This window comes from Burkholderia sp. AU17457 (assembly GCF_002223255.1).
Classification (GTDB): domain Bacteria; phylum Pseudomonadota; class Gammaproteobacteria; order Burkholderiales; family Burkholderiaceae; genus Burkholderia; species Burkholderia sola.
In genome coordinates this window covers 12,933-28,007 of record NZ_NKFB01000001.1, presented here as the reverse complement: position 1 = coordinate 28,007, position 15,075 = coordinate 12,933, and the positions used below count along the sequence as shown (strand labels likewise).

Below are 15,075 nucleotides of genomic sequence, written 5' to 3'. Positions count from 1 at the left end.
TGTCGGCATGCAAGTGAAGGCCGCTTTGATACCGGAAGTTACTCGGTCTTGCGCGCAGCTTGTAACGTAGCCAATACCATGTATGCAACGTGTACGCCGACTCAAGGCTAATCTCTTTGGCGAGGTAATCTTTTTGCATACTCGGTCACCCCTATGTCAGATGCCACAACAGTTTGCGAGCTTATGCTTTCAATATATTCAGTAATATTTTGAGGGCTGAGAATCTCCTGATTTACATCTTCGATAATTTTCTCCATATTGAAAAGTCCCATATGATGAAGAGGCAATGAAGTCCGCAAAATCTCGCTGTTCTTCAATTTTGTTTTCACTATCCAATCGATGTAGTCCAGGTATTTATTCGTGTGAATGCCGGCCGCAATATGAAACGTTGGCTCACCAAGGGCCGTTGCCGAATGCCACCATCCGCGAGGGATATAGACAATGTCCCCCTCCTCCAGAGTGAAATCCAACTCGGGACGACTCGGACGAAGGTGTTTTTGGTCCCTGCTGGTTTGACCTTCAATCGGTAGTTTGAATGTTGAGTTGTAAATCTTCCAATTTTTCCTTCCAATTAGCTGCACCGCGAAAACATCGTGCGTGTCCCAGTGATCACCAAAGGATCCTTGTTTTCCGAACGAGAGGTAACCATTTGCCACAACGTTCATTGACAAAAAATCGGATATCTGTCGACATATATTTCTGATCTTAAGGGACAGCGATTCTATTCTATTAAAAACCAATGTAGCTCCATCATCGAAGTGGCGATGGATTTCGGTGGCGTTCAGCTGGCTTTTCAAAACACCAACCTCAATGCACTTCCACTCGTAGCTCTCGGGAGAAAGATACTCTGTTCCAGAATGAATCTTGATTTTTAATGGACTAGATTGGCTGGCATATATTGCCTCATCGACACTAAGCCAATCGAATCTGCAGCCTGATGCGGCACCTCGAAATAACGCTGGCTTTTTTTCAAAGAAGCTCTTCAGAAACGCTTCCTTTTCGATTGGAAAGTTGATCATCGCAAGAGGTAATTTATATAGGCGATACATCAGACCCGTTACGCGGGCCTGATGTATTAATGTCGAGTAAATTGGTCAGCCATCGCCGTCTTCGCCCCAGTTGGGATACATGGTTGACGACGACGAGTCGGGAGCCCAACAGGTTCCATTTGCATCTACCCAGCCGTTCATTTTCGTGCCGCGTAAGTCAACTACATTGCTCGACTCCGCTTCCCCGGACAAGTCTAGGCCACCCAAAATTTTTCCAGCGTCAGATTTCGAAATAATTCTCACGGCTCATTTTCCTTGGTTTTGCAACCGAATTTACTTATCCTGTACAACACGTCGGAAACATTCTCTTTTAACAACAAATCCCCCTTCATAATTGAAACCTTGATCGACGGCGGGAATTCGCCCTTGTGTTTTTTAAAAGACTGGCGATCCATTTCCCGCAGGCCACACATGGCGTACATTTTTGATTCAATGGTCGCTTCCTTTGATTCCAGCATTTCCTCGAAATATGATTTTGCATTCGAAGTTTTCATTATTCTTCTGTACATCTCCTCTTGCGGGCTGATATGGCCAACAAATCCGATCAAGCCCAGAGAGAATACGCTGGTTTTCTCGAAGTCATCAGTAGAGTCCGCTTTCGAATGGCGCATGCTTGATGCAAATAAATTTACGAAAATTAAAAAAGCGACAATTTTCTTATCCATTAGCTCAACTCCGGTCGCAAGATGGTTTCGATGGCGAAATCGAAAACATTCCTTTGGTTCGGCCTCTTGCAAAAATTAGTCTTACTAGTGCATCGCGTCTATAGCAAAAAATCCAATTGTTGCCGTGCCTGTGTTTGCCGTGTCGGGAGTAGTTATCTCCCTCCCTACCCGATGATGACATTCGATTTATCGACATGGGTCTCGATGCGATGGGGAGCGTGCCAATCGGCTGGCGACGACGTGCTGGCCTATTCGTCCAGAGGCACAGGCGCCGCCTCGACCGAATCATCAAGATTTCGTGTGAGGGTTCAGGGCCTATTCATCCGGCCAGTTGGCGACGAATCCACCGATTGACCAGGGAATGATGCGTTCGCGTCAGATGAGGATACTTGCCAGCGTGTTGCGGACAGCATGGGCGGTGGCGACGACCAAAAAGGGACGGCCACCGGGGTAATCACGCAGCACGAAGACCGTTGCGAAAATCAACCCGCCCCATAAAGCGACTGCCACGTACAGAACGCTGTAGCCGTGCGTTGCACTGAACACAAGAGCGGAAGCACCGGTCGCTGACCAAGCGCTTCCTCCGAATGTGCGGCGAATCAACCGAATAGGAAGCCACTGGAAGAGAAATGTTTCCACTATCGGTGCAGCGAGCGAGCCAACAAGCAGGCGGGTCAATAGGTCGTACTTCACTATTTCAGGCAGTGCACCGGAGGAGGAACCTAGTGGAAGTCCGAATATAAATTGGCCACCCCAGACAACAATGCCGGCGACGTATGTGAGAATGCACGTCAGAAGCGCGGAAACGAGCACCGGGCTACGCGAGATAGTGCGAATCACGCTGTTATTAGAGCTGTCTTTCATTGCGATTCGTCACCAATTCAGAGGAAAAATTTCGAAAATATCCGCTCGATAGTTTTTGGTAAAGCTCAGGCCTGCTTCTGCCCGGCACTCCAAAATGTCAAAAACCACTGGCCGCCTAGGTTGTTAAAGTCACCCAAGCGTTGCACATGGTTATATCGTTGACTTCCTTTTTATTTATGGAAATAGTGAAACATCCAATTTTTGCTGAAGTCGCCGCTTGCCGAAAAACAGGTGCACGTCCACATCCGCCAACATGGGATCACTCGTGCCGCCGTCGCAACTAACGAAGTTTGTAAACGGTCGATCGGTTAGCTGGTGACGGCATATCGCTCCGACCGGACTTCCTCGGCGTTCCCCCCGCAGACGCGCATACCTCTGCTTTACGCAGCGTGCCGCTATTTCCGCTCGGTGCTCAGTCGCATTCCATTCGCAACCGCGCAGGCACCGGCCGGAAATTGGACGAACGACGATATCGTGCCGTCATGCAGTCGTGAATAATCCTCTACTTTGCGGCGTAACTTCACCGCGGTTCCCGCGACCGACCGACAGGTAGCGCCCGCACACAGGCAGATGCTCTCGACACAATCCTTCCGGCTGATGACCATTCTCGGCTGGCTCAGTGCCGCATGGCCGGCTCACGCAGCTAACCTGCTCGACGCGGTGAACGCGGCGCGGCGCTTCGATGCGAGCATCAGCGCGGCGCGCAACGCTCAACTCGCCGGCCGCGAGAAGCGCTGGCAAGGTCTTGCTGACCTGCTGCCGCGCGTCGAGCTCAACGGCGGCTACACGAAGCAGGACCAGCCCACCGCGGCGTATGCGGCAGCGGTCCGCCGTCACAGCGCTTCCGCAACCGTCACGCAGCCGCTGCTCGATCTGTCCCGCGTCGCCAATTTTGAGCGCGGCGGCACGCTCGCCGATCAGGCGGACATCGAGTACGAGAAGGCGGCGCAATCCCTGATCATCGATGTCGCCGGCGCCTATTTCGACGTCCTGTTCGGACGCGAAGTGCTGCAGGCCGCCGAAGCCGCGCAGCAGGCGTTCCATAAGCAACTCGACCAGGCGCAGGCCGCGCTGAGGATCGGCGACGGCACGCGAACTGACGTCGACGAGGCGCGCGCGAATCTCGACGAAGCGCTGGCGCGCACGGTGAGCGCGCAAACCGATCTGGCGATCGCGAGCGGCACGCTGCAGCGGATCACAGGGTTGCCGGCGGCAGAGCTATCGCCGATCTCGTGGCAATGCGCGCCGCAGGCCGCGCCGGTCGATCTCGCGACCGCAATGGACGACGCAGCCCGCAACAACATCGACGTGCGGATCGCGGGCAAGCAGTTCGACCAGTCGCAGGCCGACATCGTCACCGCGACGGGCGCGCACCTGCCGGTCGTGAACCTGCAGGCAAGCTACGGCACGAACTGGAGCCGTGGCGCCAACGAGAACGGACTCGACACTGTGTTCGGCACGACGTCGAAAACCCGTTCGTCAATGATCGGCGTGACGGTCACGATCCCGCTGTTCGCCGGCGGCGGCCCGCTGTCGGCGAGCCGCGAAGCCTACCGTCGGCGTGACCAGGCACGCGACGCGCTCGAGGATGCGCGCCGCAAGGCCCGCGAGCGCGCCCGTGCGGCCTATCTCGGCATCACCAACGGCGTCGCGCTAATCCGCGCGCAGGAACGCGTGCTCGCGTCGGCCGACAGCAAGGTGAAATCGACCCGCCTCGGGCGCGAAGTCGGACTGCGCACTCAGATCGACGAACTGAATGCCCAGCAGCGCTATTTCGAAGCCATCCGCGATCTCGCCGACGCCCGCTACCGCTACCTGCGTGCGCGGCTGCAACTGTCCGCCGCGCTTGGCACGCTCGGCGACGACGACGTGGCCGGCATCGGTTGCCGCGCTGACGGCTCAGTGCCTGCCGCGGGGATCCGATCATGACCGATTCCTTGTTCCGCCAGGAAGCGCTCGACGCGACCAGGCACAAGCTGCTGGGTACCGTCAGCCTGTACTCGCCGCCCTGGCGCTGGCTGATGATCGGCGTCGCGACCGCATTGACGTTGGTAGTCGTCGCATTTTTTGTGTTCGGCAGCTACACGAAACGCGAGCGCGTGACCGGTCAGCTGTTGCCGGCGACGGGGCTGCTGACGGTGGCACCGCCGTTGACGGGCACCGTGGTCGGCACGCGCGTCCGCGAAGGACAGACGGTGGCGGCCGGTGCGGAACTGCTGGCGATCTCGGCCGAAGTGGCGACCGAACTGGGCGGAACGCGCGAAACGGTCGCCCGGCAATTGAAGTTTCAGCGCTCGCGCCTGGAGACAGATCTGACTAGCCAGTCGCAACTGAGCGGCGAAGCGCAGCGCGGCCTGCGGACGCGCGCGGCCGCACTGGACGACCAACTCACACAGATCGCGCGGCAGAACGCGCAGCGGCTCCGCCAGGCCGAACTCGCGCAACGCCAGCTCGACAAGCTGCAGTCGATGCGTGACCAGGGCTATGCGTCGAACAGCCAAGTCGAGCAGCAGGAAGGCGTGCTGCTCGACGCGCAAGCGCGGCTGCAGGAGCTCGCCCGCCAGCGCCTCGACGTCGGCCAGCAACTCGACCAGACCCGCCAGCAGTTACGCGAGCTGCCGCTCACCACCCGTAATCAGCAGAACGACATCCAGCGCAAGCTCGCGGACGTCGATCAGTCGATCGCCGAGAACGAAGCGCGTCGCACGATCATCCTGCGCGCGCCGCAGGCGAGCGTCGTCGCCGCGCTGCTCGCGAAGCCCGGGCAGATTGTCAACGCGGGCCAGTCGGCGGTGTCGCTGTTGCCGCAAGGCGCGCCGCTTGAGGCGCAACTGATGGTGCCGAGCCGCGCGATCGGCTTCGTGCGCGCCGGCGCGCGCGTGGTGTTGCGCTACGAAGCGTACCCGTTTCAGAAATTCGGCCAACAGTACGGGCGCGTGACCGAGGTGTCGCGTACCGCGCTGTCGCCGCAGGAAGTCGCGACCCTAACCGGGCACACCAATGTGCCGGAGCAGCTATACCGCGTCGTCGTCGCGCTCGATCGCCAGGACATCGTCGCGTACGGCAAACACGAGGCGCTACGGCCCGGGATGGCGCTCGAGGCCGACGTGCTGATCGACCGGCGCCAACTGGTCGAGTGGGTGCTCGAGCCGCTGTATGCGCTCGGCAGCCGCGTGTCGAGCTGATGCGCGCCCTCAATACATTCGTTACGGAGCCCGTTCAATCATGAAATGGATCGAGGCGCTGCAATTCGGCCGGAGCCCCCACCTGCCAGTGATCCTGCAGACGCAGGCGGCCGAGTGCGGGCTCGCGTGCGTCGGCATGGTCGCGAGCCATTTCGGTCACGACCTCGACCTCGTCAGTCTGCGCCGGCGCTTCAGCCCGTCGCTGAAGGGGGCGACCCTCAACGATGTGATGCTGATCGCACACCGGCTCGGCCTCGCTTCGCGTGCGTTGCGGCTCGAACTCGGCGAACTGAGCAAGCTGCACCGCCCGTGCATTCTGCATTGGGACATGAATCACTTCGTCGTGTTGAAGTCGGTGTCGCGCGGCCGGATCACGATCCATGATCCGGCACGCGGGCGTCGCGACGTGCCGCTCTCCGAAGTGTCCGAACACTTCACCGGCGTCGCGCTGGAGCTGATGCCCTCGCCATCGTTCGAGCGTATCCAGGCGCGCGAAGCGATCTCGATGGCGAAGCTCGTCGGCAACGTCACGGGCATCCGCGCGATATTCGCGCAGGTGCTGCTGCTGTCCGCGGCGCTGGAAGTGTTCGGCATCGTCACGCCGTTCTACATGCAGTGGGTGATGGACCAAGTATTGGTGTCGGCCGATGCGGACCTGCTGACGCTGCTCGGCATCGGTTTCCTGCTCGTCGTGCTGTTTCAAAACGCGGTGTCGGCGTTGCGCTCATGGGTGGTGACGTGGTTCTCGAGCCTGCTCTGCGTACAGTGGACCGCTAACGTCTGCGCGCACCTGCTCAGGCTGCCGATGGCGTATTTCGAACAGCGCCACATCGGCGACGTCGTGTCACGATTCAGTGCGATCAATACGATCCAGGCAACGCTGACCACGCAGTTTATCGGCGCGCTGCTCGACGGCGTGATGGCGACCGCAACACTTGCGATGCTGTTCGTCTACAGCCCGGCACTCACGTGGCTCGTGCTCGGCCTGTTCGCTGTGTACGGCGCGATCCGATGGATCGCGTACCAGCCGTTCCGGCAGGCGAACGAGGAACAGATCGTGTATGCGGCCCGCGCCCAGTCGAACCTGCTCGAATCGATCCGCGGCGTGCAGGCGATCAAGCTTGCGAACAAGCAGGAAGCGCGCGTCGCCACCTATGCGAACGCGGTCGTCAAGACCACCAACAAGCATATCGCGATCCAGCGGCTGTCGATCGGCTTCTCGACGCTGCATGGCGTGATTTCCGGTGCGGGCCGCGTGGCGCTCGTCTGGCTCGCGGCGAAGCAGGTGCTCGACGGACAGTTCTCGGCCGGGATGCTGGTCGCGTTCGTCAGTTTCGCCGACCAGTTCATGGCGCGTGGCGCCGGGCTGATCGGAACGCTGATCGATTTCAGAATGCTGCGCCTGCACGGCGAGCGTCTCGCCGACATCGTGCTCACCGACGTCGAGGGCGACATGGAAGCAAAGATCAGCCGATCGACGGACGTGAGCCATGCAGCACCACCCGCGATCGATGTACGCGACGTGCATTTCCGTTATGCGGAAACGGAGCCGTGGGTGCTCGACGGCTGCTCGTTTTCGATCGCCTCCGGCGAGTCGGTTGCGCTCATCGGCCCGTCGGGTCAAGGCAAGACGACAATGGCGAAGTTGCTACTCGGCCTGCTGACTCCCGAGCACGGCAGTGTGCACGTCGATGGTATCGACATCCGTAAGTTCGGCCTGTATCCGTATCGCGACCGGATCGGCTGCGTGATGCAGGACGACATCCTGTTCGCCGGCTCGCTTGCCGACAACATCAGCTTCTTCGATCCGCAGCCCGACGTCACGCGAATCGAGGAAGCCGCGCGGCACGCACAGATTCACGACGACATCGTCGCGATGCCGATGGGCTACCAGAGCCTCGTCGGCGACATGGGATCGTCGCTGTCGGGCGGACAGCGCCAGCGCGTGTTGCTCGCCCGTGCCTTCTACCGCCGGCCCGCGATCCTCGTGCTCGACGAAGCGACGAGTCATCTCGACACGGACCGCGAATCCCTGATCAACGACGCGGTGCGTGGCATGAACGTCACGCGAATCATCATCGCGCACCGGCCGGAGACGATCCGGAGTGCGGATCGCGCGATCGAAATTGCATATGGCCGCACGCGGGAACTAGATATCGACGCCTTGTTCCCGACACAGCCCGCATAGCGTAGCAACACGAATGCTCGCTACGCGCGGCGAGGAGGGATGGCCGATGCCGATCCAGCCCGTGACGATTGCCAACATGCAACTTCATGGAGAATGCAAATACGTGAATTGACAACGATGGAAATCACCGCAGCGAGCGTTGTCAGTCGTGTCGGCTCATCCGTACCCCGCAGGTTGATCGAATCAATCTCGGGCAAGGCCAAGGGCACCGCCATCGGTAGTGAGAAAGGTAGCAGCCCGATCAGCGGATCGGCCGGCACTGCCTGGCATACCGTAAGAAATCGGCGCATCGGGGGCGTCATCGAATCCTTGGAGCTTCCCATTCAGCCCCTCGACGATTGAGACAGGTCGCATCAAAGGCACGGCGACGTTCATGGTCACTTGCCGGCCGTAACCCTCGTCAAATCAGCCCGCTTTCGTACGCGTAGCGGATCAGGTTGGTATTCGTATCGGCCGGCAGCTTTTTCATCGCCGTGTATTTCTGCGTCGACACAGTACTGACGGAGCGGCCGAGCTTCTCTGCAATGCTCGCGAGCGAGTGGCCTAACGCGAAGAGGCGCACGACATCAAGCTCCTTCTGTGTCAACCTTGCGAGTGTATCGCGGCCACTCCCGCCGGATTGCTCGACGATCGCGCGGACCGTCGGCGAAAAATACCGCGTTTGGCCGGCGCGCACGTGTCGGCACGCACGTACGATCTCGTCGATCCCATCTTCCTTGCTGACGATGGCTTTCACACCCAGTCGCAGCGCAGCCGCGAAGATGCTCGGATTTTTTTGCGCGGTCAGCATCACGCATTGCGCACTCGCCGCGACGTCGCGCAGCTTGCGTAGCAACCTCAGGCCGTCGATCGGTTTGTCGCCCCGATTCATCGAATAATCGACGACGATGAGATCGACTGGCGAGCGCGTCAATGCGTCGATTAGTCTCTCCCCGCTATTGCAGCAATGCGAAATGAGGAAATCCGGTTCCCATTGCGGCAGGCGCTTCAGCATTTCGATCACGACCGGATGGTCGTCAGCAATGGCGATGGTGGTTAGACTCATTGGATCGTCGAAATGAAATATCAAGTCAGAAAGCGAGCCGAACAGATTACGAGAAGTCGGAGTCCGCACGTTGCGAACGCGACGCGTTCTCGTCGACCAACGCTTTTGTCGTGATGTCATACTTCCGTAGTCGGTCCGGGCGCAATGGATGATTCTCTTCGTGCTTGCCAAAGCGTAGTGCCGAGAAATCAGCATAGATAGGCCTGTTGCCGTTTCAACCTGCGGCGCAATCCGGCTGGGCGGCGCTCTTCCAGCATTCGCGCCGGATTCGTTGAAAACCCCTAAACGAACCGCCCACCCGCGAAAGGTTGCAGAAGGTTTCACCTCCCGATACTCGTTAAGACGATGCAGCAAGCATCGCGCCATACGAATACAGCCAAGGACACGACTCGATGCGCCCCTTCCTGCGCACCCTCGCCGTTAGCCAGCCTCGGCTGCGCGCTCGCCGCTCCCCCGCTTTCGCCGACGACGGCGGCAAGATCACGATCATGGTCGGCGGACTCGACGTCGAGCTGCTGTCGCTGCCGGTCGGCGCCGACGCGAGCTTCTCGGGCATCCGGACGCGTTTCTGATCCGAGGCGGTTATCGGGGTGGGCCCGTCGGGCCCTGCGGCACCGCCATCGGGATTCTCCATGCGGGCACGCCGGCGCCGGGCGCCGACCGTGCCCTTTTTTCGTCCTTTCCACCACGACGCGACCGCCGCCCGCCCCATGCGACAACCGGCCCGAACCCGCTTCCAGCCCGTCCGGCGGGCGATCGCGGCCGATGCGCGCACGTTCGTCCCACATCGGCGCTTGACCTGCGCCGACCGACTCGCTAGCGTTTCGGGTTTGCCCGGGCGGCCATTGCCGCCGGTGCCGTGAGCGCGCCCGACGTCCTGGCGCGCGCGGCCGGGCTCCGATGGAAAAGACGATGCAGAAACTCGATGCGGCCAGCCCGCAGGCGATGTCGACGGATTTCACCGCCGACAACGTCGCGCGCCTGAAGGCGCTGTTCCCCGAACTCGTGACCGAAGGCCCGCACGGCGCGTCGGTCGACGTCGACGTGCTGAAGGCGCTGGTCGGCGAACGCACGGTCGGCGACGCCGACGAGCGCTACGGCTTTCACTGGCACGGCAAGCGCGCCGCGCGCCAGGCCGCGCTCACGCCGTCGACGGGCACGCTGCGGCCCTGCCCCGACGACAGCGTCGCGTGGGACGACACGCGCCATCTGATGATCGAGGGCGACAACCTCGACGTGATGAAACTGCTGCACAAGAGCTACGCCGGCAAGGTGAAGCTCGTCTACATCGACCCGCCGTACAACACCGGCAGCGATTTCGTCTATCCGGACGACTTCAGCGACAGCATCCGCCACTATCTGGCGATGACGGGCCAGACCGAAGCCGGCGTGAAGCGCAGCACCAACACCGAGGCGAACGGCCGGTTCCACACCGACTGGCTGAACATGATGTACCCGCGCCTGAAGCTCGCGCACGCGCTGCTGTCCGACGAGGGGCTGATCGCGGTGCACATCGACGAGCACGAAGTGCATGCGCTGGTCCTGATGCTGCGCGAGATCTTCGGCGAGGAAAACGAGCTCGGCGTGGCCGTGTGGGACAAGCGCAACCCGAAGGGCGACGCGCGCGGCGTCGCGTACCAGCACGAATCGCTGGTGCTGTTCGCGCGCAACGCCGAGACGCTGCTCGAACGCGCGCCGCTCAAGCGCCCGAAGCGCAACGCGCAGCGCATGCTCGACGCCGCGCACGACGCGGTGTACCGCAGCGGCAACCCGAAGGACGCGCAAAAGGCGTACCGCGCGTGGATGAAGGCGCAGACCAACCTGTCCGGCGGCGAGGTGATGTACGACCGGTTGTCGGCGGAAGGCCGCGTGTACCGCCTCGTGTCGATGGCCTGGCCGAACAAGAAGAAGGCGCCGGACGAATATTTCACGCCGCTGATCCACCCGGTCACCGGCAAGCCGTGCGCGATGCCGGCGCGCGGCTGGCGCAACCCGCCCGCGACGATGCAGGCGCTGCTCGAGCGCGGCCAGATCGAATTCGGCCCGGATGAAACCACGCAGCCGCAGCGGATCTACTACCTCGACGAGAACATGTACGAGAACGTGCCGTCGGTGCTGCCGTTCGCCGGCTCCGACGACGCGCTGTTGAAGACGCTCGGCATCCCGTTCGACCTGCCGAAGCCGGTCGACTTCGCGGCGGCCGTGATCGGCTGGTGCACGCGCGGCGACGACATCGTGCTCGACTGCTTCGCCGGCTCCGGCTCGACCGGCCACGCGGTGATGCAGGTGAACGCGACCGACGGCGGCGCGCGCCGCTATATCCTCGTGCAGTTGCCCGAGTCGCTCGATCGCCGCGACAAGACGCAGACGGCGGCCGCCGATTTCTGCGCGAAGCTGAAGAAGCCGCTGACGCTCGCCGAAATCACCAAGGAACGCCTGCGCCGCGCCGCGCAGCAGGTCGCGCGCGACTATCCGGAGAGCTATGGCGACCTCGGTTTTCGCGTGTACCGGCTCGACACGACCAACGTGATCGAATGGGACCCGCGCCGCGACGACTTCGATCATGCGCTCTTCGCATCCGTCGAGCACGTGAAGACCGGCCGCACCGAGGACGACCTGCTCGCCGAGCTGACGCTCAAGCTTGGCCTCGACCTGTGCACGCCGGTCGAGCATCACCAGGTGGCCGGCAAGACGGTACACCTGATCGGCCGCGCGATCGTCGCGTGCTTCGATGCGCGCATCTCGCGCGACGACGCGGGCCCACTCGCCGACGGCATCGTCGACCTGCTGGATGCGACTGGCGCATCGCGCGACGTCACGTGCCTGTTCCGCGACAGCGGCTTCGTCGACGACGTCGCGAAGCTCAATCTCGCCGCGCTGCTCGAACAGCACGGCGTGAAGCGCGTGCGGAGCCTGTGATGCGGCTGCATTTCGAAGCGGATCTCGACTACCAGCGCGAGGCGATCGACGCCGTCTGCGACCTGTTTCGCGGGCAGGAATCGTATCGCGGCGACTTCAGCGTACTCGCGAACGCCGCGCCCGGCACGACGGCTGCCGCGCAAGGTTCGCTCGGCTTCGCGGTATCGGAGCAAGGCGTCGGCAACCGGCTGTCGCTGACCGACGACGCGCTCGCGCGCAATCTCGCCGACGTGCAGTTGCGCGGCGGGCTGCCGCCGTCCGGCCTGCCCGGCTCGCGCGACTTCACCGTCGAGATGGAGACGGGCACCGGCAAGACCTACGTGTACCTGCGCACGATCTTCGAGCTGAACCGCCGCTACGGCTTCACGAAATTCGTGATCGTCGTGCCGTCGATCGCGATCAAGGAAGGCGTGCACAAGACGCTCTCGATCACCGAGGATCATTTCCGCGCGCTGTACGCGGGCGTGCCGTACGACTACTTCCTGTACGACTCCGCGAAGCTCGGCCAGGTGCGCCACTTCGCGGCGAGCGCGGCGATCCAGATCATGGTGATGACGGTTGCCGCGATCAACAAGAAAGAGATCAACAATCTCTACAAGGACAGCGAGAAGACCGGCGGCGAGAAGCCGATCGACCTGATCCGCGCGACGCGGCCGATCGTGATCGTCGACGAACCGCAGAGCGTCGACGGCGGGCTCGAAGGGCGCGGGCGCGAAGCGCTCGCCGCGATGGCGCCGCTTTGCACGCTGCGCTATTCGGCCACGCACGTCGACCGGCACCACATGGTGTACCGGCTCGATGCGGTCGACGCGTACGAGCGCAAGCTCGTCAAGCAGATCGAGATCGCGTCGGCGATCGTCGAGGATGCGCACAACAAGCCGTACGTGCGGCTCGTCGGCGTGTCGAACCGGCGCGGCGCAATCAGCGCGCGCGTCGAGCTCGACGTCGCGACGGCGGCCGGCGTGAAGCGCCAGATCGTGTCGGCCACCGACGGCGACGATCTCGAGCGGCTGACGAAACGCGCGCTGTACGCGGGGCTGCGGATCGGCGAAGTGCACGCGGTCAAGGGCGCCGAATACGTCGAGCTGCGCCATCCGGAAGGCGAGGCGTTCCTGTCGCTCGGCGAGGCGTTCGGCGACATCGACACGCTCGCCGTGCAGCGCGAGATGATCCGCCGCACGATCCGCGAGCATCTCGACAAGGAATTGCGCCTCGCCGAGCGCGGCGTGAAGGTGCTGTCGCTGTTCTTCGTCGATTCGGTCGAACGCTATCGCCGCTACGACGAGAACGGCGTGCCGGTAAAGGGCGACTACGCGCTGATCTTCGAAGAGGAATATGCGCGCGCGGCGCGCGTGCCGGCCTACCGTGCGCTGTTCGACGGCGTCGACATCGCCAAGGAAGTCGAGCGCGCACACAACGGCTACTTCTCGATCGACCGCAAGGGCGGCTGGACCGACACGAGCGAAAGCAGCGCGGCGGCCCGCGAGAACGCGGAGCGCGCGTACGGCCTGATCATGCGCGAGAAGGAAGCGCTGCTGTCGTTCGACACGCCGCTGAAGTTCATCTTCTCGCACTCGGCGCTGAAGGAAGGCTGGGACAACCCGAACGTGTTTCAGATCTGCACGCTGCGCGACATCCAGACCGAGCGCGAGCGCCGCCAGACGCTCGGCCGCGGGCTGCGCCTCGCGGTCGACCAGGACGGCGAACGCGTGCGCGACCCGGGCGTGAACACGCTGACCGTGATCGCGACCGAGCGCTACGAGTCGTTCGCGGAGAACCTGCAGAAGGAAATCGAGGCCGATACGGGCATCCGTTTCGGGATCGTCGAGGAACACCAGTTCGCGGCGCTGCCGGTGCAGGAAGACGACGGCCCCGCGCATGCGCTCGGCATCGAGCTGTCGCGCGTGCTGTGGAACCATCTGCATGAGCAGGGCTACGTCGACGCGCAGGGCAAGGTGCTCGACCGGCTGAAGGATGCGCTGCGCCAGAGCGCGCTCGTGCTGCCCGCGGCGTTCGAACCGCTGCGCGCGCCGATCGTCGCGACATTGCGCAAGCTGTCGGGCCGCTTCGCGGTGCGCAATGCCGACGAGCGCCGCGCGATCGCATTGCGGCGCGATGCGTCGGGCAAGGCCGTCGTGTTCGGCGAGGAGTTTCGCGCGCTGTGGGATCGCATCCGCCACCGCACCGTGTACCGCGTCGAGTTCGACAACGCGAAGCTGGTGCGCGACTGCACGGCCGCGCTGCGCGACGCGCCGGACATCGCGCGTGCGCGGCTGCAGTGGCGCAAGGCCGAGATCGACATCGGCAAGGCCGGCATCGAGGCGATCGAGGTGGCCGGCGCCGGCACGGTGCTGCTCGACGAAGGCGAATTGCCGCTGCCCGACCTGCTCACCGAGCTGCAGGACCGCACGCAGCTCACGCGCCGTTCGCTTGCGACGATCCTCGCCGACAGCGGCCGGCTCGACGATTTCCGCGTGAATCCGCAGCAGTTCATCGCGGTCGCGGCCGACGCGATCAACCGCTGCAAGCGGCTCGCGCTGGTTGCCGGCATCGCGTACCGCAAGCTCGGCGAGCGCCACGTGCATGCGCTCGAATCGTTCGAGAGCGAAGCGCTGACCGGCTACCTGCGCAACCTGCGGCTCGACGCGCGCAAGTCGATCCACGAGGCAGTCGTGTGCGAGACGGACGCGGAGCGCGCGTTCGCCGATGCACTCGAAGCGCACGACGGCGTGAAGCTGTACGCGAAGCTGCCGGCGTGGTTCCGCGTGCAGACGCCGCTCGGCAGCTATCACCCGGACTGGGCCGTGCTCGCGGAACAGGACGGCGGCGAGCGGCTGTACTTCGTCGTCGATACGCCGAATGCCGACGGCCACGTGCCGAGCGAGCACGAGCGCGCGAAGCTCGCGTGCGGCGAAGCGCATTTCCGTGCGCTGGTCGACGGCGACGGCGCAGCGCGCTTCGTGCGCGTCGCGCAGCCCGATGCGTTGTTCGAACCTGCGGCGCCGCTGGCGGGCGCCGGGCGGTAAGACGAAGGGCGGCGACGAGCCGCCCATTTTTATCAGCGTGGCTCCGCCTTTATCGATCGTGCCGAGTGCCGGCGGCGCCTGTTGCTCCCGCCGGTTCTCATCTTGTCATCCGCGTGAAAGCGATCCGTATTCTC

At 62.6% G+C, this 15,075-nt stretch carries 10 protein-coding genes and 1 pseudogene; 7 read left to right on the top strand and 4 right to left on the bottom strand.

Going from position 1 to position 15,075, the window contains the following annotated elements:
* Positions 1 to 107: 107 nt before the first annotated feature.
* From CFB49_RS00135 to CFB49_RS00125, 3 genes are all read right to left on the bottom strand, one after another.
* Entirely contained in the window at positions 108 to 1,019 is a 912-nt protein-coding gene (locus CFB49_RS00135) for a cupin domain-containing protein (protein WP_179234844.1), read from the bottom strand.
* A 269-nt stretch (positions 1,020 to 1,288) separates the two neighbouring features.
* Positions 1,289 to 1,714, bottom strand: a complete 426-nt coding sequence (mchS3, locus tag CFB49_RS00130; protein ID WP_143329229.1) for an MchS3 family protein — start codon at positions 1,712 to 1,714, stop codon at positions 1,289 to 1,291.
* Positions 1,715 to 2,089: 375 nt separating this feature from the next.
* Positions 2,090 to 2,578: a CPBP family glutamic-type intramembrane protease gene (locus CFB49_RS00125; RefSeq protein ID WP_089490505.1), complete on the bottom strand. Its 489-nt coding sequence runs from the start codon at positions 2,576 to 2,578 to the stop codon at positions 2,090 to 2,092.
* A 570-nt stretch (positions 2,579 to 3,148) separates the two neighbouring features.
* Here CFB49_RS00125 and CFB49_RS00120 point away from each other — a divergent pair.
* The 4 genes from CFB49_RS00120 to CFB49_RS35410 are packed head-to-tail and all read left to right on the top strand — an operon-like array spanning position 3,149 to position 8,293.
* The gene (locus tag CFB49_RS00120) at positions 3,149 to 4,507 is read left to right on the top strand and encodes a TolC family outer membrane protein (RefSeq protein WP_249190578.1); all 1,359 of its coding nucleotides are present in this window, start codon (positions 3,149 to 3,151) and stop codon (positions 4,505 to 4,507) included.
* Positions 4,504 to 5,763 carry an HlyD family secretion protein gene (locus CFB49_RS00115; protein ID WP_089490503.1) on the top strand — a complete coding sequence of 420 codons (1,260 nt, stop codon included), beginning with the start codon at positions 4,504 to 4,506 and terminating at the stop codon, positions 5,761 to 5,763. Before CFB49_RS00120 ends, CFB49_RS00115 begins: the two co-directional genes overlap by 4 nt.
* Positions 5,764 to 5,803: 40 nt before the next feature.
* Entirely contained in the window at positions 5,804 to 7,951 is a 2,148-nt protein-coding gene (locus tag CFB49_RS00110; RefSeq protein ID WP_089490502.1) for a peptidase domain-containing ABC transporter, read from the top strand.
* 39 nt (positions 7,952 to 7,990) lie between these two features.
* Positions 7,991 to 8,293: a hypothetical protein gene (locus CFB49_RS35410; RefSeq protein ID WP_143329228.1), complete on the top strand. Its 303-nt coding sequence runs from the start codon at positions 7,991 to 7,993 to the stop codon at positions 8,291 to 8,293.
* A 58-nt stretch (positions 8,294 to 8,351) separates the two neighbouring features.
* Here CFB49_RS35410 and CFB49_RS00105 read toward each other — a convergent pair whose 3' ends face one another.
* Positions 8,352 to 9,320, bottom strand: coding sequence for a response regulator transcription factor (locus CFB49_RS00105; protein WP_256979892.1), 969 nt, complete (start codon positions 9,318 to 9,320; stop codon positions 8,352 to 8,354).
* A gap of 68 nt (positions 9,321 to 9,388) precedes the next feature.
* On the opposite strand from CFB49_RS00105, the pseudogene CFB49_RS35405 reads away from it, so the two are divergent.
* The 3 genes and pseudogenes from CFB49_RS35405 to CFB49_RS00095 all read left to right on the top strand — a co-directional run.
* Positions 9,389 to 9,538, top strand: a pseudogene (locus CFB49_RS35405) (ABC transporter substrate-binding protein); the annotation flags it as partial.
* A gap of 358 nt (positions 9,539 to 9,896) precedes the next feature.
* The gene (locus CFB49_RS00100; RefSeq protein WP_089490500.1) at positions 9,897 to 11,915 is read left to right on the top strand and encodes a site-specific DNA-methyltransferase; all 2,019 of its coding nucleotides are present in this window, start codon (positions 9,897 to 9,899) and stop codon (positions 11,913 to 11,915) included.
* The gene (locus CFB49_RS00095; RefSeq protein ID WP_089490499.1) at positions 11,915 to 14,941 is read left to right on the top strand and encodes a type III restriction-modification system endonuclease; all 3,027 of its coding nucleotides are present in this window, start codon (positions 11,915 to 11,917) and stop codon (positions 14,939 to 14,941) included. The genes CFB49_RS00100 and CFB49_RS00095 overlap by 1 nt, the downstream gene beginning before the upstream one ends.
* Positions 14,942 to 15,075 lie beyond the last annotated feature (134 nt).